This is a genomic window from Hominibacterium faecale, assembly GCF_020734085.1.
In the GTDB taxonomy this organism is placed as follows: domain Bacteria; phylum Bacillota; class Clostridia; order Peptostreptococcales; family Anaerovoracaceae; genus Hominibacterium; species Hominibacterium faecale.
Genome location: NZ_JAJAGH010000009.1, coordinates 195,536 through 217,773 on the forward strand (window position 1 = coordinate 195,536; position 22,238 = coordinate 217,773).

A 22,238-nucleotide genomic window follows, 5' to 3' on the forward strand; every position below is an offset into this window, starting at 1 on the left:
CCGCCTGGATTATTTGTACTTTTCCGCCAGGAGTCTGCCCACATGAACGCCGCTTGCGGATGCCTGGGACAGGGAATGGGTCACGCCGGAGCCGTCCCCAAGGGCATACATGCCTCTTACCTTAGTCTCCAGATTTTCGTCTACTTCCACCTTGGAGTTATAGAATTTCACTTCCACCCCATAGAGCAAGGTATCCTCGTTGGCAGTTCCGGGAGCGATCTTATCAAGGGCATAAATCATCTCAATGATATTGTCCAGCTGGCGCTTTGGAATGACTAGGCTCAAATCTCCCGGTGTAGCCTGGAGTGTAGGCCTTGTAAAGCATTTTTCCATTCTGCGCGTGCTGCTCCTGCGCCCTTTGATCAAATCCCCGAAACGCTGCAGCAATACGCCTCCTCCCAGCATGTTGGACAGTCTGGCGATGGATTCGCCGTACTCGTTGCTGTCTTTGAAGGGTTCCGTAAACTTGTTGGAAACCAGCAGGGCAAAGTTGGTGTTTTCTGTCCTTAACGCCGGATCCGCATAGCTGTGCCCGTTTACGGTGACGATGCCGTTGGTATTCTCCGCAACTACCTCTCCATAGGGGTTCATGCAGAAGGTTCTGACCAGGTCGTTATACTTGTCCGTTTTATATACGATTTTGCTTTCGTATACATCGTCGGTGATATGTTTAAAAACTTCCGCCGGCAGTTCAACCCGCACGCCGATATCCACCCGGTTGCGTTTTTGTCCGATGCCCATCTTATCGCAGATGCTGGAAATCCATTTTGATCCGGAACGGCCGGTGGCCAGTACCAAATCCTTGCAGGACATGACTTCTCCTCCATCGGTGGTGATTTCAAAAGTTCCGTCATCCTTTTTCACCACATCCTGTATGGTTGTATAGAACATGGTATCGACTTTACTGCTGCAATAGTCGAAGACCCGGCCCAGAATTTTCACATTGCGGTCTGTCCCCAGATGGCGCACTTTGGCTTGCAGCAGATGAAGATTGTTTCGCAGGGCCGTTGTCTTCAGCTCAGAGCTGGCAGTGGAATAGAGCTTGGCATCCGCTCCGCCCATGCTACACAGCACATCGTCCACATATTCCATCAGTTCCAGGGCTTCCTGCGTTCCCACGTAATTATGCAGGTCGCCGCCGAACTGGGTGGTGATATTGTATTTTCCGTCGGAAAGGGTGCCTGCGCCTCCATAGCCGTTCATGATGTGGCATGGAGTACATTTGAGACACGACTTGGCGCCTTTCTTAATCGGGCACTGGCGTTTTTCCAGGGGCGCCCCCTTGTCAATCATAAGTACGTTTGCCTTGTTGTCTCTCTTTGTCAGCTCGTAAGATAAAAATACACCGCTGGCGCCTGCGCCAACAATGATGATGTCATAGTTTTTCATTTCATTCCCTCCAGAATGGCTTTTACTTCTACTCAATTCTTATATTTTATGCTGTTTTGTTCCTTTTGTAAAGTGTTGGACGAGGTTAAATCATTCCAAAAAACAAGGCTGCTGCATGAAAAGCGATTTGCTTCATACAGCAGCCCCTTTTGGGGTTCCGTTCATATTTAAGCCCAACTATTTTTTCTTCTTTTTGATGTTGGGGTCGGTCGGGTCGTATTTCTGGCCGGCCTTAATTTTTTTAACTTTCGGCTTATCGAATGGTCCTGCTGACTTTCCGTCGTAAATGGTCACCTTGGTTTTCTGATACCTGGCAATATCGTAGATAATCTTAGCGTTGGCTGTCTGCAGACGGATGCATCCGTGAGAAGCGGCTTTACCCAGATTATTGTAAGCAGAAGATGTCAGGGTGCGATTATTCTTCTGATTGTAATTGACAGAATGGAACAGGTAGCCTCCTGTAATTCTGGAACAGTACTGGCCGTAGCAATAACCGCCCATCGTCGGTCCGCCCAGCTTTGCCCAGCGGTACGTTCTGTTCTTGGTGAGGTAATAGGTTCCCTTGACAGTAGGAGTCTTGGATTTACCCACGGAACAGGCCATGGCCTTCACCGGAATCGTAAAGCCCCGCTTACCGTCTTTCGCGTAAAGAGTCACACAATTCTTTTTACGGTTCACCTTGATAAGAATGTCTTTTTTCTTCCACTTGTTTCCGAACTTGGCAATCAAATCCTGACAGAGCTTTCCTTTGCTGTCAAAATAGTATTTATATTTTCCAACATAGTTCCAGCCGGTAAGGGCAGTGCCTTTTTTGAAATAGTAGCGCTTTCCGTTTACCCGTTTCCAGGCCGTGCCTTTATAGACTTTCCCGTTTTTCTGGAAATAGTAGATTTTGCCGTTGTTCATTTTCCTCACGGAATTCTTATATTTCTGTTTGACTCCGTTTTTATAATAGTAGCTGCCGCTGACTCCGGAGTAAACTTTCCCGGCTTTGTAAAGCTTGTTGTTCTTTGTTCCGGAAAAAGGCTTGCCGTTGACATACAGCAGGCTGTTGTAGGTGCCGTTGGCTAAAACACCGCTCACATAGTATGCGCTGTTGTAGGTGCCGGTGTAGAGAGCTCCCACTCCACTGGTACCTAAATTATACAGCTTACCGTCGATCATCTGCATCCCTGTCAGCATAGCACCGTCTCTATAATAGGTGCCGTCATTCTGCCACCCATCTTTTGGCTGCTCCGCCTGTGGCGGCGGATTTTCACTTGCAGCTGCTGCGTTACTTTGAGCAACCGCCTGGTCAGGCGGCTCCGTTTCTGCGTACACATGATTTCCCGCAAACATCCATATCCCCAGCAGTACCGCCAGGGCGGCCAATCCTACCATCAGCCCCCGAGATCTCGTTGATTGCATTCTTGTTTCTCCTTCTTGCATAAATATGGGGACCGATTAAAAACCGTCCCCCAGTTCGCCGTATTCTGTGCGTATGTCCTACTCTTCTTCCGTCATCAGCTCGTCGAATACTGCAACTGCCTTTTCGAATTCAGCGTCATTTTCAATATCGATCAGCTCGAACTCGTCTTCACCGGTTTCCTTATATCCATAGATATACACGTCATCGGAATCATCCTGAGGAATCAGGGCGATATATTCCTTACCCTCTGCTTCGAAAACGCCCAGGATCTCGCATTCCAATTCTGTACCATCATCATATTCCAATGTGATGAAATCTGCATCTGACATATTTGTTTCCTCCAAAAATTTTCTAAATTTGTACTAATATCATTACTATACCATCATGCCGGGGTTTTAGCAATGAAAATATTCTTGAATTTTGATTGCCAGTTTTTCTGTAATTCCTTTTACTTCCTGCAACTGTTCCTGGGTAGCGCTCTTGATTCGATCCACGCTGCCGAAGTGATCCAGCAGGGCATTTCGCTTTGCCGGGCCGATGCCTTCAATCTCATCGAGAACTGATGTCAGCATCCGCTTATTTCGCAGGCCTCTGTGGTATTCGATGGCAAATCGGTGTACCTCTTCCTGTACCGTACCCATATATTTATACAGCAGCGGATGATCCTTGAGAAGAATCTCTTCCATTCGGCCTTCCTTGAAGAACACTAAGGACCGGGTCCTGTGATGATCGTCCTTTGCCATGCCTGCAACTGCCAGGTCCAGCTCCAGACCGCGGATCATTTCCAGCGCCGCATTGACATGGCCTTTTCCTCCGTCAATGAGAATGAGATCGGGAAAGACGGAAAAGCCTTCATCCCCTTCCAGCGCGCGGCGGAACCTGCGGAACAGGACCTCCTGCATGCTGCCGTAATCATTGGGACCTTCGATGGATCTGACCTTGAATCTGCGGTACGATTTCTTATCCGCTTTCAGACCCTCAAAGACGACCATGGCTCCCACCGTATCTACCCCGTTGGTATTGGAAATGTCATATGCTTCGACCCGGTATTCGCGGCCATTGTACGTTCCTTCTTCGTAACCCATTTGAATGAGAATGTCGAAAATTTCTTTGCCCAGGCTCACGGCCCTTTCCTTTCGGACTTCCGCCCGCTGGTCAATGGTTTTGACCATTTCCACCACATCTTTTTTGGCCAGCTCCAGGACCGCCCGCTTTTCGCCTTTTTTCGGCGCCAATAAATGGACCTGATGGCCTGCCAGTCCGGAAAGGTATTCTTCCAGCAACCCCTTTTCTTCCGGCTCCTTTTCCAGGATGATCTCCTTGGGCAGACTGAGGCTCTGGCTGTAGTGCTGCTTGATGAAGGCGGATATGATATCCTCAGACGAGTCTTCTTCCATGGATTGGAGATCATAAGTCTCCCGGCCGCTCAGCTTGCCGTCGCGCACAAAAAACAAAACCACGTGCCGCTGTTTGGCGCCCCTTGCCACCAAAATCAAATCCACATCTTTTGTATCCTGGAGCACGACCCTTTGTTTCTCAGAAAGGGTCTTTGCCGCCATGATGTAGTCACGGTACTCGGCCGCCCGTTCGAAATCCAAGGCTTGGGAAGCTTCCGCCATCTGTTCTTCCAGATAAGTGAGCATGCCTTTTGTCCGGCCTCTCAAAAAATCCACTGCGTGATTGACCTTTTCCCGGTATTTCTCAGGCGAAACCGTGCCCTGACAGATGCCGTCGCACTGGTCGATATGGTAGTTGAGGCATGGGCGGAATCCTTTGGGGAATACGCGGGCCGAACATTTTTTCAAGGAGTAGACCTGATTGAGAAGATCGACGATCTGGTTGACCGCCCCGGCGTCGCTGTAGGGGCCGAAATATTTGCTGCCGTCTTTTTTCACCAGCCGGGTCTTAATGACGCGTGGGTAGTCCTCCTCCATGGTTACCTTAATATAGGGGTAGGTCTTATCATCCCGCAGGAGCACATTGTATTTGGGCATATGCTTTTTGATCAGGTTGCACTCTAAAATCAGAGCCTCCATTTCGCTTCCCGTAGTAATGTACTCGAACTCTTCGATCTGGGAAACCATGGCCCTGACTTTGGGGTCCATGTGTCTGGAGGACTGGAAATATTGGCGCACTCTGTTTTTGAGAGAAATCGCCTTTCCCACGTAAATGACTTGCCCCAGTTTATCTTTATGCAGATAAACTCCCGGTGAATCCGGGAGTTTTTTAAGATTTTCCTGAATATCAAACATCGTTTCTTCGCTCTTGCTCTCTTCTTTTCTGTCTTTTTGCTTTAGCCGCTTTTCGTCTGCTGCGCTTGCTGCCCGGACGCCGGTTGAGCGCGGCCAGGATGATGATCATCAAAATGATAATACCCGCTGCGATATAAATCAAAACAGCCAGCCAATCGGGGATTCCAATACGTGACAATGGGCCGCCTTCTTCAATGGTCTTTCCTGCCACGGCGTCAACCTGACTCATGAGACGGTCGCCGTCGTATACTTTGATAATGCCCACTTGATCGCCTTTTTTTACAGGAGCCTGAAGCTTTCGCTTTTCAAACTCCGTATGTACATTCTTGATGTCCTCACCCTTTTCCACTGTTACCGATGCCGGGCCCTGCGCTACGGCGGGCACGTTTCTATGGGCGCCTCGTTTTACCCGAACCTTGCCGACCTTCTCCGCCTTTTCCACAATTTGATGGGTATCGTAGAATTTATCCAAGGTATAATCCCAGAGCTTTATGGTATCGTAAAAGCGCATCTGGGGTCCGGAATGAAGGACCACGGAAATCAGCTCCGTGCCATTGCGGTCAACCGCTCCTACAAAGCAGCCGCCCGCCGTACTGGTCAGTCCGGTTTTGACGCCGATGGTTCCCGGATAATAAGGGGTGAACTTGATCGTTTCCTTTTTATCCGTTCCAGTGCCTTTTTCCACTTCAACCTCTTTGTTATACCAAAGACATTCGTTGGTGCTCTCCAGCTTGCGGGCTTTGGATTTGTTGGTGGCCGGGATCGTGTACTCCGTTGTGCTTACCAACTTGCGGAAGGTTTTATCCTTTAAGCCCTCCCGGGTCATCACCGCCAAATCGTAAGCAGTGGTCAGGTGGGCTTCCTGTCCCTGCCAGTTAAGGCCGTTGGGATTGAGAAAGTGGCTGCTTTTGGCGCCGCATTCCTTTGCCTTGGCATCCATCATTTTGGCGAAATTTTCTACAGTTCCGCCCATTTCTTCCGCCAGTACCACTGCCGCGTCATTGGCCGAATAGACCATCAGCGCGTACAGCAGCTGCTCCGCCGTCAACTCCTCGCCTTTTTTCACATCCATAATGTTGCCCATTTTGGTAGCATCATGCTTTACCGTAATCACCTGGTTCAAATCCAGCTTTTCCAACGCCAAAAGGCAGGTGGCGATCTTGGTGGTACTGGCCGGTTCCCGCTTGGAGTAGGCGTCCTTTTCATAAAGAATTTTTCCAGTGGATGCGTCCATGACAATAGCTGCCTGCGCGTCCAGATTCAAATTATCCGCAGACGCAGCAAATGCCGGCACCGCTTGGGTACAGGCAATTGCAATGATTGTAATAACAATAAATAGTTTCTGCTTGAACTTCATACCTTCTCCTATTTTTCAAAGAAGAAATCCGCCAGAGCAAAACCGCTGTCCATGTACTGTCCTTTTGCGCCGGATTTTTCGTTGAATTGACGTTCTCTATCCTCAGGCTGTTCTTTTCTGCTGTCATAAATCACATATGGAACCGGATCCGCCGAGTGGGTGCGGATCGCCAGGGGCGTTCTATGGTCAGGAACGATGAGAACCCGGAAATCTTCGCCAGCCTGGCGGAAATATTCCACGATGGGCGTGAGAACCTTGCGGTCGATGGATTCCAGGCACTGAATTTTTCCTTCAAGATCGCCCTGGTGGGAGCATTCGTCCGGCCCTTCCAAGTGCATGTATACGAAATCCTTTCCATCCTTATATTCCCGGATAGCCGCGGCTGCTTTTCCTTCAAAGTTGGTGTGAAGGGTGCCGGTTGCGCCTTCCACGTCCACCGAATTCAGCCCCGCGCAGATGGCGATACCTTTAATCAGGTCGACGGCGGAAATGGCGGTTCCTGTAATGCCGTATTTATCGTAGAAGGAGGACAGACTCGGTTTTCTGCCCTGGCCCCAGATCCACAGGGAATTGGCCGGATTGAGCCCGCGGGCGATCCGGTCTTTGTTTACCGGATGGTCTTTCAGGAGCTCATAGCTTTCCTTCATCATTTTAGTGATAAAATCGCTGCCCTCGCCCTTTGGCAGATGGTCGCCCGCCTTCTGGGTCAGCACGTCGTGAGGCGGCGTCAGCTCGTAATCGGTAGAGCCGTTATGAACGATCATGCAGTGGCGGTAGCTGACTCCAGTATAAAAGCGGATATTCTCATCGGCAAACTTTTCGTTGACTGCCTGGATCAGCTGATCCGCTTCTTCCGTGGTAATGTCTCCCGAACTGTGATCGGTAATAATCAGGTCTTCGTAGTCGCCTTCCCCTGTCAATGTGACGATGTTGGTACGAAAGGCAACATCCGTATCGGACATGTTGATGCCGATGCTGGCTGCCTCCAGAGGCGACCTTCCTGTCAGATAAACAGCCGGATCATACCCCATTACGGAAAGATTGGCCGCATCCGAACCAGGCGCCACTCCAGGGGGGATAGTCTTTACCATACCCACCATTCCTTTTGCGGCCAGCTGGTTGGTCATATTCAGATCGGCAGCTTCCAGCGGGGTTTTCCCGCCCAGCTGATCGACCTTTTCGTCTCCTGCTCCATCGGGAACCAAGATCAAATATTTCATGCTTTTCCTCCTAAAATGTCAAAGGCTTCCCTTCTTGTGAGGGGAAGCCCGGTTTACGTTTACTTGTTTTCGGCTTCGAACTTCTTCATGAATTCAATGAGCGTATCCACTCCTTCCGGCGGCATAGCATTGTAAATGCTGGCTCTCATTCCGCCGATGGACCGGTGTCCGTTCAGGTTGTGCAGGCCGCAGGCTTTTCCTTCTGCTACGAATTTCTTGTCCAATGCTTCGTCGCCTGTGACGAACACCACATTCATCAGTGAGCGATCCTTTTCCCTTACCGGACAAGTATACAGTTCACTTTCGTCGATATATTTGTACAGCTTGGCAGCCTTTTCTTCATCCAGCTTGTGCATGGCCGCGACTCCGCCGATTTCCTTGATGTGTTTGAACACTTCTCCGGCCACATAGATGCCGAAGCAGTTGGGTGTATTGTATGCGGAATCGTTCTCTGCATGGACTTTGTAATCCAGATAAGTGGGAACCGTATCCTTGGCAAAGCCGATCAGATCTTCTCTCATGATGACGATGGTAACGCCTGACGGCGCTACGTTCTTCTGCGCGCCCGCATAGATGAGGCCGAATTTGGAAACATCGATCTCTTCAGAAAGGATGCAGGAGGACATGTCCGCTACCAGTGGGATGTCGCCTGTATCCGGGATGTATGGGTAATGGGTCCCGTAAATGGTATTATTATAGGTTATATGTACATAATCCGCATCATCTCTAAAGTCTTCTCTCTTCACTTCCGGAATGTAGGAGAATGTGGATTCTTCGGAAGATGCTACAATCTTGATATCTCCGAATTTTTTCGCTTCCTTAGCGGCTTTCTTAGCCCAGGAGCCGGTGATGATGTAATCGGCTTTTCCTGATTTTCTCAGCAGGTTAAGGGGCACCATGGCAAACTGCAGCGTACCTCCGCCCTGAAGGAACATAACTTTATAATTGTCCGGAATGTTCATAATATCCCGCAGGTCCTGTTCCGCATCCGCCAGGATTGCTTTGAACTCCTTGGAACGATGGCTCATCTCCATTACGGATTCTCCGCACCCTTTATAATTGGGCAGATCTGCGGCTACCTTTTCGATCACGGAAAGCGGCAGCATCGACGGGCCTGCCGAGAAATTATATGCTCTATTATTGCTCAAATTCGTCACCTCCATAAGCTACTTGAGTCAATTCAACAAATTCATGATTTCCTATTATATCACTTTACTGCCTCATGGTAAAGTGCTATAATTTAGGATAATTCAATTTTATAGAGAGGTGAAACCATGTACAAAATCGCGACCCTGAACAAAATTTCACCGGTAGGACTTTCCCGCCTTACCGATGATTATACGGTAATTGACAATACAGATGAAGCAAACGGCATTCTGGTCAGAAGCCAGGCCATGCACGATATGGAATTCGGAGACAGCCTGCTGGCCATCGCCCGTGCGGGAGCCGGCGTCAACAATATTCCTCTGGACCGCTGTGCACAAGAAGGCATCGTTGTCTTCAACACACCGGGAGCCAACGCCAACGCAGTAAAGGAACTGGTTCTGGCAGGAATGGTCCTGGCCGCAAGAAACATCCCCGACGCTCTGGCATGGGCAAAGACTCTGGCCGGTACGGAAGGCGTGGGTAAAGCTGTCGAAAAGGGCAAAGGGCAATTCGCTGGTACGGAGATTAAAGGCAAAACCTTGGGTGTCATCGGCCTGGGCGCAATCGGCGTGCTGGTTGCCAATGCGGCGGAAAAATTGGGTATGGATGTCATCGGCTATGATCCGTATCTGACGGTCAAGGCTGCCCACGGCCTGTCCAATACGGCAAAGATCGTCGATGATCTGAAGGATTTATATCCCCACTGTGATTACATAACCATTCATGTTCCGGCTGTCGCTGATACAAAGGGGATGATCAATGAAGACGCTTTCAATAAAATGAAAGACGGCGTGGTCTTCCTCAATTATTCCAGAGACACGCTCATCAATGATGATGATCTTGAAAAGGCGCTGGCTGCCGGAAAAGTAAAGAAATATGTTACTGATTTTACGGATGATCGAGTGATTACCTTTGATAATGTCATCGTACTTCCCCATTTGGGAGCTTCCTCTGCTGAGGCGGAAGACAACTGCGCATCTATGGCGGTGGATCAGATCATGGATTATATTGAGAACGGCAACATCACCAACTCGGTCAACTTCCCGGCCTGCAATCTAGGACCAATCGTCCCCGGGTCGACACGGGTCTGCGTCATACACAAGAATGTTCCTTCTATTTTAGGTCAGATTACCGGTATCTTTGCAGATATGGGGCTGAATGTAGAAAATATGATCAATAAAAGCAAAGGGGATTACGCCTATACGCTTCTTGAGCTCTCCGGAGATGTGGCAGAAGCGGATCTGAAATCCAAGCTGGATGATGAAGCGATCATTTCAATAAGAGTTATCAAATAAGTTTTATATAAGCGACCTGCTTCTCGAGCAGTCGCCTGGCACCGGAGATTGCACTAATTTTGCAGCTTTTTCAAAATTAGTGCAATTTTTCAATGCTTTCAAAGGTGGGGGGGATGTTAAAGGAGGGCGGCCCCAGGGGCCGCTTGAGCTGGTTTTCGGGAAATCATCGCTGCCTAGGGGGTTTTCTCCCGGATTGAAAAGTCGGCCTCCTGCCTCCGAGCTGCGGCAGACTTCCGCATTCCGGTAAATTTCTGTAAAAATCTGCATTCTTTTCGCAAAGTTGTAGGATTGCGGGGCCGGATCCCGGCAGCTTTCGGCCTGTACGGCCTCATTGCGAATTTGAGAGTGCTTGGCCCTTGGAACTTGCGTAAAAAGTAAAATTCTGTTTCAGTTTTTTCCCGAAAAATCTCCACAGCCTATCTCCAACTGCTTCCAGGCTGCGGCCGGCATCCTGCCAACTCCTTCCACCCATCAGGGCCAAGCTGGATTCAAAAAAGAAAAAAGCCGCTTTTCGTATCCCAAAATGCAGCTTTACACCTCTTATTTTTCAGTTTTTATCAAGCTTCATCACAAAATCTCGAAATCAGGCCCGAGCAGGGTCTTCAAATGGGAAGAACAGATACAAAAAATCGAGAATCCGATTTTTTTATATCTGTTCTTATAACTCACCCTTTTACAAGCCTGTCCTTTCACTTCTTTCCTTAGATGATACGCCTCTCCTTTAGAAATTTTACAACCTGATCCTCCGGAATGGACGGTACATAATTGCAGTTTCTGCCTGTCATACTTTCCGCCATAAACATCGCGTTTAAAATCGCCTCTTCCACGCACTGCACCACAGCCCGATAAAGCTCGTCCATTTTAAAATCAGAGAGCAGTACAATATCAGACTGATCATAACCAAAAGCATTGGCATTGGCCGTTGAGAAAGCGAGGAATACATCCCCCGATCCGTTCTGACACCCGCCCCCTAACCGGCCGATCCCCAGCGGAATCCGCTTGCACATTTTAGACAGCTGCCAGGGAAGCACCGGAGCATCGGTAGCCACAACAACGATGATCGATCCATCTCCGTCTTTTGGCGATATTGACATGAGGTTTTGCTCATATCCTTGAATCAGACGTCCAATCTGTACCCCACGAATACAAAATTCTTCCCTTGTCCCGTGGTTTGCCTGTACCAGCGCGCCCACGGTAAATCCGCCATCTTCTTCACGCAAAACCCTGGATGAGGTGCCAGTACCGCCTTTAAATCCATGGCACCTCATCCCAGTCCCGCCGCCGACGTTCCCTTCCGCCACCGGTCCACCCGCAGCTGCGTTCAGGGCTTCCAACGCATGTTCCTCAGTCACTTTAAAGCCGTTTATGTTATTCAATATCCCATCGTAGGTTTCACCGACAACCGGATAAAAAAAGCCGTATCCTGGTATTTCCCTACCATTATTAAATCCCGGATAGAAAAAATCATTTTGAACCATCCACTTGGCTGCCGCTTCACGGACGATGCCGACGCTGTTGGTATTGGTTATCATAACCGGACCATGCAGAAAACCCGAATCATCGATCCAATGAGTTCCTGTCATTTCCCCATTTCCGTTAAGGTCAAATCTACCTGCCAAAACTGCGCTGCGCTGTTTTCCCCGAGGCAGTATACAGGTGACGCCGGTACGGGCAAAATCACTGTCATAACGGGTCGTTGACTCAGGCCTACCCAATATCACAGTTGCAAATCCCACCTCCACACCGGCTACATCCGTAATCGCATTATACTTGCCGCAAACGCCTTCAAAGGGAATCCCTAAATCTCTTGCTCTCGTCATAAATCCAATCCTTTCTATTACGCCTGCATACTCGAAGGCAAAAACGTAGCCAATATTGGAAATGCCGTCATAATCCATATGAACAGAAACATAACGATTACGAAGGGCAACGTGCCTTTAATGGTTTCCATCATATTATCTGTTCCCGAAATACTGTGGGTTACATAAAGGTTGAATCCTACCGGTGGGGTAATCAGCGACATTTCAAGCAAAACCGTCAGTGTCACGCCAAACCAGATCGGATCAAACCCCAGCCCATTGACCATAATCGGGTAGAATACCGGCACGCTGATCACCAACAGATCAATCCCATCCACAAGGCATCCCAATACGATGTAAATGACTATTATGATCGCCCAGATAATATACTCGTTAATGGGCAGATTGGCCACATAGGTACTCAAGGTCGACGGTATATTCAGCAAGGATAAGGCCATGCCCAGACACCTGGCTCCTACAATGCTGATCATCAACTGTGCATTTACTAAGATTGTTTCTCGAATCGCTTCCAGAAGAAGCGTCTTTGTCATAGTCTTGTAATAAAGCCCCCATAGGGCTAACGATATGAGGACCGCAACTGCTCCCGCTTCTGTGGGAGTGGCGATTCCGCCGTATATGGAGCCCATGATTCCGCCAATGAGGAGAATGATGGGCCATAAATCTTTCAGCGATAATAATAGATCTTTCAGATAATGGATTCCTCCGAATTTGCTCCTCGGCGGAGCCCAATGGGGATTTTTAATGCATGCAAAGGCGATATACAATATGAAACAGGCGCCCAGCAGTATTCCAGGTATGATACCCGCAATAAACAACTGTCCGATTGAATTGCCTGTCAGCGATCCGTACAGAATCATCATGATTGACGGCGGAATCAAAACACCCAGCGTTCCGCCGGCGCATACCGAACCGAGAGTGATGCCTTTGGCATATCCCTGCCGGTCCAGTTCGGGTATGGATACCCCTCCTACGGCTACAGTGGTTGCTGTGCTTGAGCCGGAACAGGCGGCAAAAATACTGCAAGCAACGATATTGGTATGAAGCATGCCGCCAGGAAAGGGTCCCAGAATCCGTTTAACGCCTTTGAACAGAGAATCGCTGCATCCGCTCAGTATCAAGATTTCCCCCATAAAGATAAAGAGCGGCATCGCCACCAGGGTATACGAATTAATGCTGTTGATCAGAGTGCTTTCCAGCACATTTTGCATGTTTCCTTGCCCCAGGAACATTAGAGCTATAACGGAAGTGCCAAACAGTGCGAAAGAAATCCAGGTTCCGGTAGCCATCAGGACTAACAGTATGCCGACTATGATAATGACGTAAAATAAAATGCTTAAATCCATTTCGCCCTCCTATTCTGTATCGCCGATCTGGTCATAAAAACGCAGCGGCGATTTTCCGGTTATCATATGTATCACTCGATTGATTAAAAAACCGGCCATATCCAAGGCTAAAATAATCATTCCCACAAGGATTGACAGGGAAAAGATCCACAGGGGAGTCTGCATTGGTCCGGAACTCAAGGCATTTCTAGTAATGCAATAGTCCATCCAGTTATAGGAAAAACCAATCAGATATACCAGACACAGTAAAGAGAAAGCTGCCGCGAAAATGGCCATGATATCCTGTCCTTTGATTGACATCCGTTTTACAATTAAATCCATTTTCAGATGTTTGTTATACCGATGTGCATACCCGAAGCTCAGGTATGACATTGGAACCAGCGCAAGGCCGCTCCATTCCTCTACGAACATCCAGCTTTGATGTATGAATAACCGATTGAATACACCGGCGCAAATGATTATAACAACGCCCGCGAGAAGTAGGCCGCAGATAACCCCTGCTGCTCTGGAAATATGAAAGGCAATCGTATCAACGACCTTTATGATTTCGATTAATCTATTTTTTTGTTTATTTTCCATATCTTCACCTTTTCAAGAGGGGCCGCCGCAAGAGCCGCCGCAGCGCCGCTGTGGGCCAGCCCCTATGATACAATTATGCTGGCATTAATTCTGGCTCGATACAAGTTCTAATAGCTGCTGCCCCAATTCTCCGGCGCTTTCTGCCCACGGAGTCCATACGGATTTGCTGAGCTGGGCTGCAATTTTCTCTCTCACCTCATCGGACGGTGTGACCACTTTTACCCCTTTCTCTTCATGCTGTTTGACCAGCGCCGCGTTTTCTTCCACTTCTTTCATTTCCGGTTTGTTGGCTGACTCGCTCATGATATTTAGGAATGTTGTCCGAACATCGTCCGGCAATGCGTTGAGTGCATCCATGTTTACCATCAGGCCGTCTGACGACTGGGAAATTTCCCATAGATTGATGGTGTCGCAATAGTCAAAGTATCCATTGGAGGTAGCGAACTGTACGCCGGTTGTTACTGCGTCAATCAAGTTGGTGGATAAGGCGGTGTAAACTTCGCTGGATTCGATGGTTACAGGCGTACCGCCCAAAGCTTCTACAAATTTCCCGAATTCAGAGGAGTAAACACGGACTTTATGGCCTTTTAGCCCCTCCGTCGTATCCACGCCATAACCCATGGTCATAAGCCGCTGTGCGGTAGCCGGCACCATATGTACCATCGTAGCATTCCAGTCTTCCTCCAGCTTCTTTTCAAGCAGCCCGTTTTTGTCCTGCTTGAAATCTCCCCATAATTGTTTGTTGATGTCCCATGCCTTCATAGAATCGGCAGGGAACAGCAGCGGCAGGGTATCAACCCCAAACGCAGGATCCACCGATGTTACATAGCCTCCGTAAAAATGCGACATCTGGGCAATTCCTTCGTCTACGACTTTCAGCATATCGGACCCTTCATAGGGATGCTGCCCTGACCAATAGGTTTTGATCACCAACTGCCCATCGGTCTCTTTTTCAATCTGGTCAAACAGGTTTGTCCAAATTTCACAGCATGCGCTGTCTTCAGGGCCGTAGGGTGAATAAAATGACCATTCGGTGACTTTTTCAGCGTCATCTTTACCGCCGCCGCAGCCGGTCAGGCCCACGGCGCCCAGTGTAAGACAAATCAGTACTGAAACCATTACAACTAACTTCCTCTTTTTCTTCTTCTTTTTCTTCTTCATTTTCGTCTCCTTTCCGTTCAAAACTTCTTTTACCTTATAACAACATCTTTCAATATAGGGAGCCTTGTTCTGTTCTGACGCGCGGCAGGCCATATGCCGCATAATCTACTGGTTTGGCCCTTGATAAACCAGCTTTCCGTTTACAAATGTCTTTTCCACCTGAATTTCTTTAACATGGCCGGGATCGGAAAAGGGGCTGCGTTCAAGAACCACCAGGTCTGCATTTTTCCCGTATGCGAGGGTTCCTTTTTCCTTATCTTCATGGGCGGCCCAAGCGCCATTTGTTGTATAAAGCTTGAGAGCCTCCCTCATGGTTATTTTTCTGTGGGGATTGTCAGTATTAACGCATGCATCGATTCCCGCCAAAGGATCAATCATGGTTACCGGACTGTCGCTTCCGCCGCAAACCATTCCTCCGGCTCTTATAATATCGGCGATTGGTTCAACTTTCCCAGCTTCTGCAGCACCGAATCGTTTTTTATACATACTGTCTTCCCCGCTGTCCCACACTTGTGTAAAAATCGGCTGCATCGGCAGCGCCAGTTCTAGTTCGGCCGCCATTTGAATTTGTTCCTCTGTGGGATAAGAAAAGTGTTCGATTCTGTGACGAAGATGTTTCTGTCCCAATTCTCTTATCACTTGATTTAATAAATAGATGTACTGATCGATGGCGCGGGTCCCTGCCGCATGAAGGGAACACTGCATGTTGTGATCGTTTGCTTTTCGAATAAACTCCAGTATTTGAGCATCGTTGTAGTATAAGAGCCCTCTGGTATCAGGCCGATCGGCATACGGCTTAATCAGCGCCATGGTGTGCAGGGTGCGGGTTCCATCCAGGCAAATGCATCCGCCGATCCGGTCAAGCTTATACGGCATCACTTTATCGAAATCTAACGTTTCCCAATAATTTACCACTTGCAAATCGATTAAATCCCGATTGACAATCCAGGCCGGCATGTCCACCCCATAATCGCCGCCGTCCAGGGAATGGATTGTCGTCACGCCTTTGGATAAAGCAAGGTCGCTTACTGCATGCATGTATTCCTTGATTACTATCTCGTCCACCTGGGACATGATGTTATTCAGCGCCAAATAATAAGAAATATCGTCATTTACCTCTCCGGTCATTCTTCCGCGGCTTGTTACCACGCCTGGCATCTCCGGCGTTATTCCCGCTGCTTCAATTGCTCGATTGTTTAAATAGCACCCATGATAGCTTTTATCATAAATAATAATCGGTTTGTCTCTGCTGATCTGGTCCAGATCAGCTGCTGTGAACATTCTGCCCTGATACCCCTCTTTGCTGAAACAGCCTGCTGTAATCATACTTCCGGCTGTGCTGCATTTTTTGGATATCTCTTCCAGGACTTCATCAGCTGTCTTGGCGTAATTGAGATCGGCAGAGTTGAGATATTCTCCGGTTAAAGTCCCATGAACATGGGAATCAATGAATCCGGGCAAAATACATTTACCTTTCATATCGTAGACTTCACTGGCCTGAGGCATATCATCGCTTCCGCCCAATGCTGTGACCTTGCCATGGTCGATCGCCAGCCAGCTCGCTTTCGGCCGTTCTTCGTCCATGGTAAGAATTTCTGCATTTTTGATTAATATTTGGCAGATCATAAAACCACCCCCTGGCATCGCACCGCCATATTTTAAATATAATTATTTATTTTCTATATTTTTAAATAATTATATTCATTTTTTGGATAATTGTCAATTAATTCTGTCATTTTTTAAATATAAATATTTTTTTGCACTTTTATGTTTAATAGTTTTCTAAAACTGCAAAGCTTCCCATAACATTCCGCTATAGCCATTTTTCTCAAATTATGTTAGAATCCACCTAAAGGTTTGTATGAAATGAATAAATAGGATGGTACATATTTATGAATGAACACGCAAGAAAAGTTGCTAATGTTATAAACCAAACAAAAGTGAATATTGAAGATTTAATAACGAAAAAATACGAAATCCTGTCAAAAGGTGAAAAAAAAGTTGCTTCGTATATACAAAGCAACTATGTCAATGCTGTTCTTCTATCAAGCACGGAACTGGCTCAAGCCTGCGGGGTAAGCGACACGACGGTGATCCGATTCGCAAAAGATTTGGGTTTTAAGGGTTTTGCGGATTTTAAAAAACATATGAAGAACAACATTAATACGTTTCATAGCCCCTATGATTTTCTAAAAGCCATGGATGAAGACCAGGAAGAAAACGACCGGGAACTCCGATATTTGGAAATCCTCTCTAAGGACATTGAGGATTTCAGCAAATCCTTTGATTATTCCAAACTGGAGAGTGCGGTCGACCTGATTCTCAAGGCAAGGACCATTTATTGTGTTGGTATTGGTACAGATTCCATTATGATTTCATTTCTTGCAACCTATTTTAGAAAGATCGGGCTTGATGTTATCGGCCTTACAGAAGGTGGGATCGCCTTATGGGATGGCCTTTTGAAAATATCGGAAAAGGATATTATCATACTTTCCTCCTTTCCCAGATATTTGAAAGACGAGCAGCGGATCGGACAAATGGCAAACGATAAAAATATACCCCTTATCACCATTACCAATTCTGAAGCAACGGATATTCTCTGGCACAGCGACATCAATTTCCTAGTCAAAGAGACTCAAAAAACGTATTTTAACTCCATGACCATACCGAGCATCATCTGCAATCTTATCCTTTTGAAAATCTTGGATAAGGAGCCGGAAATGGTATCTTCAAATATGCAGCACTATCTCAACTTCTCAAAACCGGATTGGTTATAATCCGGGCTGCCAAAGTGCACGGCTATGCTTATGATGAATTCACCTTCATATAATAAACAATAAATTTTTACATCGGATGGGATTAGTGTAAAAACTCAATCATTTCAGCGGGCGATTCTTGCCAGATTGGTTCCGATTTCTGATTTTTACTAAATTTGCCCGCTGCAGCCCACAACTTTTGCACCATTCTGCAAATAAATAAGGCGGTTTCGTTATGGTAAATCGTTACTCTGCGAGCAATCATCTTCCATTCACCTTTCCTGCCAACTCCTTCCACCCATCAGGGCCAAGCTGGATTCAAAAAAGAAAAAAGCCGCTTTTCGTATCCCAAAATGCAGCTTTACACCTCTTATTTTTCAGTTTTTATCAAGCTTCATCACAAAATCTCGAAATCAGGCCCGAGCAGGGTCTTCAAATGGGAAGAACAGATACAAAAAACCAAAAAGTTAATCTTTTGATATCTGTCCACCCATCCCGCCCTTTTACAAGAGGCCTGCTTTATTTTTGCAGCTTTTCAATATTTTCTATGTACACGGAAACTTCACCGCACCCAGGACATACCGCCACTTTAGGTCGGATTCGTTTCGCCAGCAATTCTTCGCTCTCCACCAGCTGGATTTCCGCGGCTTCCGAGTCTTCACGGATGGAATAACCTTCGATCATTTCTTTTCCGCATCTTAAACATTTTCTCATTTTTCATTCCTCCTCATGGATGGATGTTCCACCGGCTTTCTCTTGCTGAAGCTGGTAGTATCATCCCACACCTTGTTAACTAAAATTCCCAGGCAAAGGACCCAGGCCAGGAAATAAAACCAAAACAGAACTGCGACAATGGATGACAGTGCTCCATAGATAATGTCGTAATTGGCAACGCTGCTGGTGTATTTTGCATAGACCAGGGTCACAAGCAGCATGCCCACAGAGGCAAACACACTCCCCGGCAAAATTTTTCTAAAAGGCACCCTATTGGTAGGCAGTATATAATAATTGTAGCTGACCATCAAAAAATACAGGGCCAGACCAAGCAGCCATCTGAGGTACATCCAAATGCTATTGATATACTTATCCGCATCCAGATCGAAGAGCTTCACCACGGTCCGCAAAAGCAGATCACCGTAGCCCAGAATGAGCAGCGCAAATGCAATCGTAAACAACGTTACGATCATAGTTCTGACAGCCCGCAGCCGTTCTCTCCAGTATCCTTTCCCCGTATTCTTGCCTTCTGTGAACGTATAATTCGTAATCCGCATAATCGCGAACTGCGCCCGGGACGCCGCCCACAAAGCGACACACAAAAATACAATGTTGCCTGCGCCCGCCGAAGAGAATTGAATCAAATTGAGCAGCATTCCGGAAAGCTGTTCTCCAGTGTATTTACTGATCCATTCGACTACATACTGATTGTTCAAAGGCAAATGAAAGTACCCCAGGATTTGGGTCAGCAGCAAAAACATGGGCACAATGGAAAGCAGCAGGTAGAACGAGATTTGCGCGGCAAATCCCTGATAATATGGATCTCTGAATTGCTTAATCCCTAAAAATGTCATTTGCAATAACCGTTGTCTCATGCTACACTCGTCTCTTTCTCAATTATTTTGCCGCCCTTGCTTCCAGCTGCCTTCTCAAATCTTTCAGCGCATTCGCTCTATGGCTGATTTGATTTTTTGCGTCAGGCTCAAATTCTCCAAAGGTAATGTCATAGCCCAGCGGCACAAAAAGAGGATCATATCCAAACCCATTAGGTCCTCTTTCCTCCAGCACCAGATGGCCCTCAACTTCTCCCCGTGCGACGATGGTATCACCGTCTGGGTACACCATGGTAATTACTGAAACAAATCTGCCGGTTCTTTTTTCATAAGGCACATCTTTGATCAAATCCTTCAGCTTATCGTTATTGGCCTGATCGTCGCCGTCTATTCCTGCAAAGCGAGCAGAATAGACCCCCGGCGCACCATCCAGACAGTCCACTTCCAGTCCGGAGTCATCGGCAATTGTAATCTCATTGCAGAGTTTCATGATCTCATACGCCTTTTTATAGGAATTCTCTTCAAAGGTGGTTCCGTCTTCTTCCACTTCTATATCAGCAACGCCTGCCTTATCTCTAGCAACGATCTCCATGCCGAATTCTTTTGTTATAGCCTCAATTTCTTTAATTTTATGGTGATTTTTTGAAGCTGCTACAATTATGCCCATATTACTACCTCTCAGTTATAGTATTGCCTTTATCCCAATGATTACTAATATTGTTCCACCTAAAATTTCGGCTTTGCTGCCTAAAAGATCACCGAATTTACGGCCTACATATATGGAAATCATCACCATGATTGCCGTTATGATCCCGATTTCCGCTGCCGCGGCTCCGATGGGAACGCCCAGAAAGCTGAACCCCAGCCCTACGGCCAACGCGTCAATACTGGTCGCAATAGCTTGAAAAAGTAAGATCCCTAAGGTCAAAACCCGGTTTTTGGGCATCTGATGTTCTTTTAGGTGCGCAACGCCTTCCTTGATCATTTTACCGCCGATAATCCCCAAAATCAGCAGGATTACAAGTCCGGACCATGCGCTCATAATCCCGGCAAAAAGGCTCCCCGCATAGTAGCCTACCACCGGCATCAGCATCTGAAAGCCAGCGAAAAAAGCCAGCATTCCTATGTAATCCACAGACTTTAAATTTTTGTAAATCATCCCATTCGTCATGGACACCGCAACCGCATCCATGGCAAGCCCTACCCCGATCAGGGCTACTTCAATGAATCCCATTTATGCCAAATCACCGCACGATCCTACAGGAACCTTCCCTTCGATAGCTCCAATCACTGCCTGCGTCTTTTCCTTGTCAAAATAGCTGCACAGCTCTATGAAATCCACGCCCAGAGAAACAAGTTCCTTTGCCGCCGCTTTAGCTGCGTCCAGATCCTTCGTAAAACGGACATAGGTATTGCACTCTTCGCTTTTAAGACTGAATTTCTGAGTTACTTCAACTCCATCCATTACGATGACAATGCCATACTCTTTCAGAGAATCCAGCGCTTCTATTTTAACCAATTCATCGGGCAGATAATCCGCATGGGTGATGCCCATTTCTCCGGTGAAGGACTTGGAAAGCTTTGCAACCGCTTCATCATCGAAGTCGCCGCACAAATCGATCAAATCATATCCTTCCTGATCCAGCTTTTTCGCCAGTTCTTCGGTCATCTCAAAGGAACTTGTTCCGGTTACCAGACTATAGCTCTCGTCATTCTCATAGACGAACGAATAAGTTTCCGGGCTGCTCCCCGGAACGTTTTCAATGAATGCATACTTAAACATACTTCCTCCTACTAAATACTTCCTTGCGGCAACGCCGCAATAAATGGTGCGTTCATTATACCACAATGTTCCTGGACTTTCCAATCCTCATGGTGTAAAATAGCCATTGTAAAATTCATGAGGAGGGATAATAATCTTGAAAATTGTTATTTTTGACGGACATACAATCAATCCGGGCGATCTTTCTTGGGATGCGCTCGAAGCAATCGGCGATCTGACAGTTTACGATGCCACCCGGCCTGAAGAAGCGCTGGAACGCATCGGCGACGCAGAAATTCTTATGACCAGTAAATGCCCTGTTACAAAAGAGTTTATGCAGCAATGCCCCAATTTACGCTATATTGGTTCAACTGCCACCGGTTATAATAACATCGATGTGGATGCTGCAAGAGAATTGGGCATTGCTGTCACTAATATTCCTGCCTATTCAACGGAAGCAGTGGCACAGCATACCATCGCTTTAATCCTTGAGTTATGCAACAATGTGGGCCTTCACAATGATTCAGTAAAAAGCGGAGAATGGACAAACTGTAAGTACTTCTGTTATTGGAAAGCGCCGGTGATGCTGCTGTCCGGCAAATCCCTGGGGATCGTCGGCTATGGTCAGATTGGGAAAAAAGTGGCGGAGATCGCCAAAGCTCTGGGGATGAGCGTTCATGTGTACAGCCGCGATAAAGAGGCAGCAATGAAATGCGATTTCGTTTCCCTTCATTGTCCGCTGACAAAAGAAAACGCAGGATTTGTGGATGCGAATTTTATCGGACAAATGAAACCGGGTGCGATTCTGATTAATACAGCCAGAGGCGGATTGATCGATGAAACTGCCCTTGCAGATGCCCTCCGCGCAGGTCGTCTCAGTGCAGCTGCCGTAGATGTGCTGTCACAGGAACCGCCTGCAGCAGCAAACCCTTTACTGAAGCTTTCCAACTGCATCATTACGCCTCATATGGCCTGGGCCCCGGAAGAGATGCGTAGCATCATCTGCCGGACATTAGCGGACAATTTGAACAGTTTTCTGCAAGGCGGAACGCTCAATCGGGTGGACTTGAAATAAAATTTATGTTCTGTTAATCCTTAGCAAATATCCGAAAAGCTATTTCCATCAATAAACAAAAATTTTTCCCATTTCTATTCGAAACAGGCACAAATAGAGTGCTTGTCCATATAAAAATGGGATATTTT

General features: G+C 47.2%; 20 protein-coding genes. 3 read left to right on the forward strand and 17 right to left on the reverse strand.

The window, feature by feature from the left end:
• Nucleotides 1-9 precede the first annotated feature (9 nt).
• From LG211_RS14015 to serC, 7 genes are all read right to left on the reverse strand, one after another.
• On the reverse strand, nucleotides 10-1,389 hold the full coding sequence (locus LG211_RS14015) for an NAD(P)/FAD-dependent oxidoreductase (protein ID WP_227755433.1): 1,380 nt from the start codon (nucleotides 1,387-1,389) through the stop codon (nucleotides 10-12).
• A 177-nt stretch (nucleotides 1,390-1,566) separates the two neighbouring features.
• Complete coding sequence (locus LG211_RS14020; protein ID WP_269477825.1) at nucleotides 1,567-2,796, reverse strand: L,D-transpeptidase family protein; 1,230 nt, start codon at nucleotides 2,794-2,796, stop codon at nucleotides 1,567-1,569.
• 78 nt (nucleotides 2,797-2,874) lie between these two features.
• Nucleotides 2,875-3,126, reverse strand: coding sequence for a DUF1292 domain-containing protein (locus LG211_RS14025; RefSeq protein ID WP_148397609.1), 252 nt, complete (start codon nucleotides 3,124-3,126; stop codon nucleotides 2,875-2,877).
• Between the two features lie 66 nt (nucleotides 3,127-3,192).
• Nucleotides 3,193-5,049, reverse strand: a complete 1,857-nt coding sequence (gene uvrC / locus LG211_RS14030; RefSeq protein ID WP_148397610.1) for an excinuclease ABC subunit UvrC — start codon at nucleotides 5,047-5,049, stop codon at nucleotides 3,193-3,195.
• Entirely contained in the window at nucleotides 5,042-6,406 is a 1,365-nt protein-coding gene (locus LG211_RS14035) for a D-alanyl-D-alanine carboxypeptidase family protein (RefSeq protein ID WP_148397611.1), read from the reverse strand. The genes uvrC and LG211_RS14035 overlap by 8 nt, the downstream gene beginning before the upstream one ends.
• 8 nt (nucleotides 6,407-6,414) lie before the next feature.
• Entirely contained in the window at nucleotides 6,415-7,626 is a 1,212-nt protein-coding gene (locus LG211_RS14040) for a cofactor-independent phosphoglycerate mutase (RefSeq protein WP_148397612.1), read from the reverse strand.
• A gap of 59 nt (nucleotides 7,627-7,685) precedes the next feature.
• Nucleotides 7,686-8,774: a 3-phosphoserine/phosphohydroxythreonine transaminase gene (gene serC / locus LG211_RS14045; protein WP_269477826.1), complete on the reverse strand. Its 1,089-nt coding sequence runs from the start codon at nucleotides 8,772-8,774 to the stop codon at nucleotides 7,686-7,688.
• 126 nt (nucleotides 8,775-8,900) lie between these two features.
• Here serC and LG211_RS14050 point away from each other — a divergent pair, with 126 nt between their 5' ends.
• Nucleotides 8,901-10,067, forward strand: a complete 1,167-nt coding sequence (locus LG211_RS14050) for a 3-phosphoglycerate dehydrogenase family protein (RefSeq protein ID WP_148397614.1) — start codon at nucleotides 8,901-8,903, stop codon at nucleotides 10,065-10,067.
• A gap of 701 nt (nucleotides 10,068-10,768) precedes the next feature.
• Here LG211_RS14050 and LG211_RS14055 read toward each other — a convergent pair.
• From LG211_RS14055 to LG211_RS14075, 5 genes are all read right to left on the reverse strand, one after another.
• The gene (locus LG211_RS14055) at nucleotides 10,769-11,887 is read right to left on the reverse strand and encodes a DmpA family aminopeptidase (RefSeq protein WP_269477827.1); all 1,119 of its coding nucleotides are present in this window, start codon (nucleotides 11,885-11,887) and stop codon (nucleotides 10,769-10,771) included.
• Nucleotides 11,888-11,904: 17 nt separating this feature from the next.
• Complete coding sequence (locus tag LG211_RS14060; protein ID WP_269477828.1) at nucleotides 11,905-13,230, reverse strand: TRAP transporter large permease; 1,326 nt, start codon at nucleotides 13,228-13,230, stop codon at nucleotides 11,905-11,907.
• 9 nt (nucleotides 13,231-13,239) lie between these two features.
• Nucleotides 13,240-13,809, reverse strand: coding sequence for a TRAP transporter small permease (locus tag LG211_RS14065; RefSeq protein ID WP_269477829.1), 570 nt, complete (start codon nucleotides 13,807-13,809; stop codon nucleotides 13,240-13,242).
• An 84-nt stretch (nucleotides 13,810-13,893) separates the two neighbouring features.
• On the reverse strand, nucleotides 13,894-14,970 hold the full coding sequence (locus LG211_RS14070; protein ID WP_269477830.1) for a TRAP transporter substrate-binding protein: 1,077 nt from the start codon (nucleotides 14,968-14,970) through the stop codon (nucleotides 13,894-13,896).
• A gap of 105 nt (nucleotides 14,971-15,075) precedes the next feature.
• On the reverse strand, nucleotides 15,076-16,596 hold the full coding sequence (locus LG211_RS14075; RefSeq protein WP_269477831.1) for an amidohydrolase: 1,521 nt from the start codon (nucleotides 16,594-16,596) through the stop codon (nucleotides 15,076-15,078).
• A 266-nt stretch (nucleotides 16,597-16,862) separates the two neighbouring features.
• Between LG211_RS14075 and LG211_RS14080 the strand changes: the two genes are divergently transcribed.
• Nucleotides 16,863-17,747 carry a MurR/RpiR family transcriptional regulator gene (locus tag LG211_RS14080; protein WP_269477832.1) on the forward strand — a complete coding sequence of 295 codons (885 nt, stop codon included), beginning with the start codon at nucleotides 16,863-16,865 and terminating at the stop codon, nucleotides 17,745-17,747.
• 498 nt (nucleotides 17,748-18,245) lie between these two features.
• Here LG211_RS14080 and LG211_RS14085 read toward each other — a convergent pair whose 3' ends face one another.
• Genes LG211_RS14085 through LG211_RS14105 form a run of 5 tightly spaced genes read right to left on the reverse strand, consistent with a single transcriptional unit; the run spans nucleotide 18,246 to nucleotide 21,056 of the window.
• The gene (locus LG211_RS14085) at nucleotides 18,246-18,440 is read right to left on the reverse strand and encodes a nucleic acid-binding protein (protein ID WP_148397615.1); all 195 of its coding nucleotides are present in this window, start codon (nucleotides 18,438-18,440) and stop codon (nucleotides 18,246-18,248) included.
• Entirely contained in the window at nucleotides 18,437-19,315 is an 879-nt protein-coding gene (locus LG211_RS14090) for a YihY/virulence factor BrkB family protein (protein ID WP_148397616.1), read from the reverse strand. The genes LG211_RS14085 and LG211_RS14090 overlap by 4 nt, the downstream gene beginning before the upstream one ends.
• 22 nt (nucleotides 19,316-19,337) lie before the next feature.
• The gene (gene rdgB, locus LG211_RS14095) at nucleotides 19,338-19,940 is read right to left on the reverse strand and encodes an RdgB/HAM1 family non-canonical purine NTP pyrophosphatase (protein WP_148397617.1); all 603 of its coding nucleotides are present in this window, start codon (nucleotides 19,938-19,940) and stop codon (nucleotides 19,338-19,340) included.
• Between the two features lie 15 nt (nucleotides 19,941-19,955).
• A complete protein-coding gene (locus LG211_RS14100; RefSeq protein WP_148397618.1) occupies nucleotides 19,956-20,507 on the reverse strand; it encodes a manganese efflux pump MntP in 552 nt (183 codons plus the stop codon).
• The gene (locus tag LG211_RS14105; RefSeq protein WP_148397619.1) at nucleotides 20,508-21,056 is read right to left on the reverse strand and encodes a DUF6506 family protein; all 549 of its coding nucleotides are present in this window, start codon (nucleotides 21,054-21,056) and stop codon (nucleotides 20,508-20,510) included.
• Between the two features lie 136 nt (nucleotides 21,057-21,192).
• Here LG211_RS14105 and LG211_RS14110 point away from each other — a divergent pair, with 136 nt between their 5' ends.
• Nucleotides 21,193-22,110, forward strand: a complete 918-nt coding sequence (locus LG211_RS14110) for a D-2-hydroxyacid dehydrogenase (protein WP_148397620.1) — start codon at nucleotides 21,193-21,195, stop codon at nucleotides 22,108-22,110.
• Nucleotides 22,111-22,238 lie beyond the last annotated feature (128 nt).

Excerpts from the sequence above, each read along its gene's own strand:
- LG211_RS14040 (WP_148397612.1), bottom strand. The coding sequence starts at position 7,626 with ATGAAATATTTGATCTTGGTTCCCGATGGAGCAGGAGACGAAAAGGTC.
- LG211_RS14075 (WP_269477831.1), bottom strand. The coding sequence starts at position 16,596 with ATGATCTGCCAAATATTAATCAAAAATGCAGAAATTCTTACCATGGAC.
- LG211_RS14065 (WP_269477829.1), bottom strand. The coding sequence starts at position 13,809 with ATGGAAAATAAACAAAAAAATAGATTAATCGAAATCATAAAGGTCGTT.
- LG211_RS14050 (WP_148397614.1), top strand. The coding sequence starts at position 8,901 with ATGTACAAAATCGCGACCCTGAACAAAATTTCACCGGTAGGACTTTCC.
- LG211_RS14090 (WP_148397616.1), bottom strand. The coding sequence starts at position 19,315 with ATGAGACAACGGTTATTGCAAATGACATTTTTAGGGATTAAGCAATTC.
- LG211_RS14035 (WP_148397611.1), bottom strand. The coding sequence starts at position 6,406 with ATGAAGTTCAAGCAGAAACTATTTATTGTTATTACAATCATTGCAATT.
- LG211_RS14055 (WP_269477827.1), bottom strand. The coding sequence starts at position 11,887 with ATGACGAGAGCAAGAGATTTAGGGATTCCCTTTGAAGGCGTTTGCGGC.
- LG211_RS14025 (WP_148397609.1), bottom strand. The coding sequence starts at position 3,126 with ATGTCAGATGCAGATTTCATCACATTGGAATATGATGATGGTACAGAA.
- LG211_RS14015 (WP_227755433.1), bottom strand. The coding sequence starts at position 1,389 with ATGAAAAACTATGACATCATCATTGTTGGCGCAGGCGCCAGCGGTGTA.
- LG211_RS14060 (WP_269477828.1), bottom strand. The coding sequence starts at position 13,230 with ATGGATTTAAGCATTTTATTTTACGTCATTATCATAGTCGGCATACTG.
- LG211_RS14085 (WP_148397615.1), bottom strand. The coding sequence starts at position 18,440 with ATGAGAAAATGTTTAAGATGCGGAAAAGAAATGATCGAAGGTTATTCC.
- LG211_RS14070 (WP_269477830.1), bottom strand. The coding sequence starts at position 14,970 with ATGAAGAAGAAAAAGAAGAAGAAAAAGAGGAAGTTAGTTGTAATGGTT.
- uvrC (WP_148397610.1), bottom strand. The coding sequence starts at position 5,049 with ATGTTTGATATTCAGGAAAATCTTAAAAAACTCCCGGATTCACCGGGA.
- rdgB (WP_148397617.1), bottom strand. The coding sequence starts at position 19,940 with ATGGGCATAATTGTAGCAGCTTCAAAAAATCACCATAAAATTAAAGAA.
- LG211_RS14020 (WP_269477825.1), bottom strand. The coding sequence starts at position 2,796 with ATGCAATCAACGAGATCTCGGGGGCTGATGGTAGGATTGGCCGCCCTG.
- LG211_RS14080 (WP_269477832.1), top strand. The coding sequence starts at position 16,863 with ATGAATGAACACGCAAGAAAAGTTGCTAATGTTATAAACCAAACAAAA.
- LG211_RS14100 (WP_148397618.1), bottom strand. The coding sequence starts at position 20,507 with ATGGGATTCATTGAAGTAGCCCTGATCGGGGTAGGGCTTGCCATGGAT.
- LG211_RS14105 (WP_148397619.1), bottom strand. The coding sequence starts at position 21,056 with ATGTTTAAGTATGCATTCATTGAAAACGTTCCGGGGAGCAGCCCGGAA.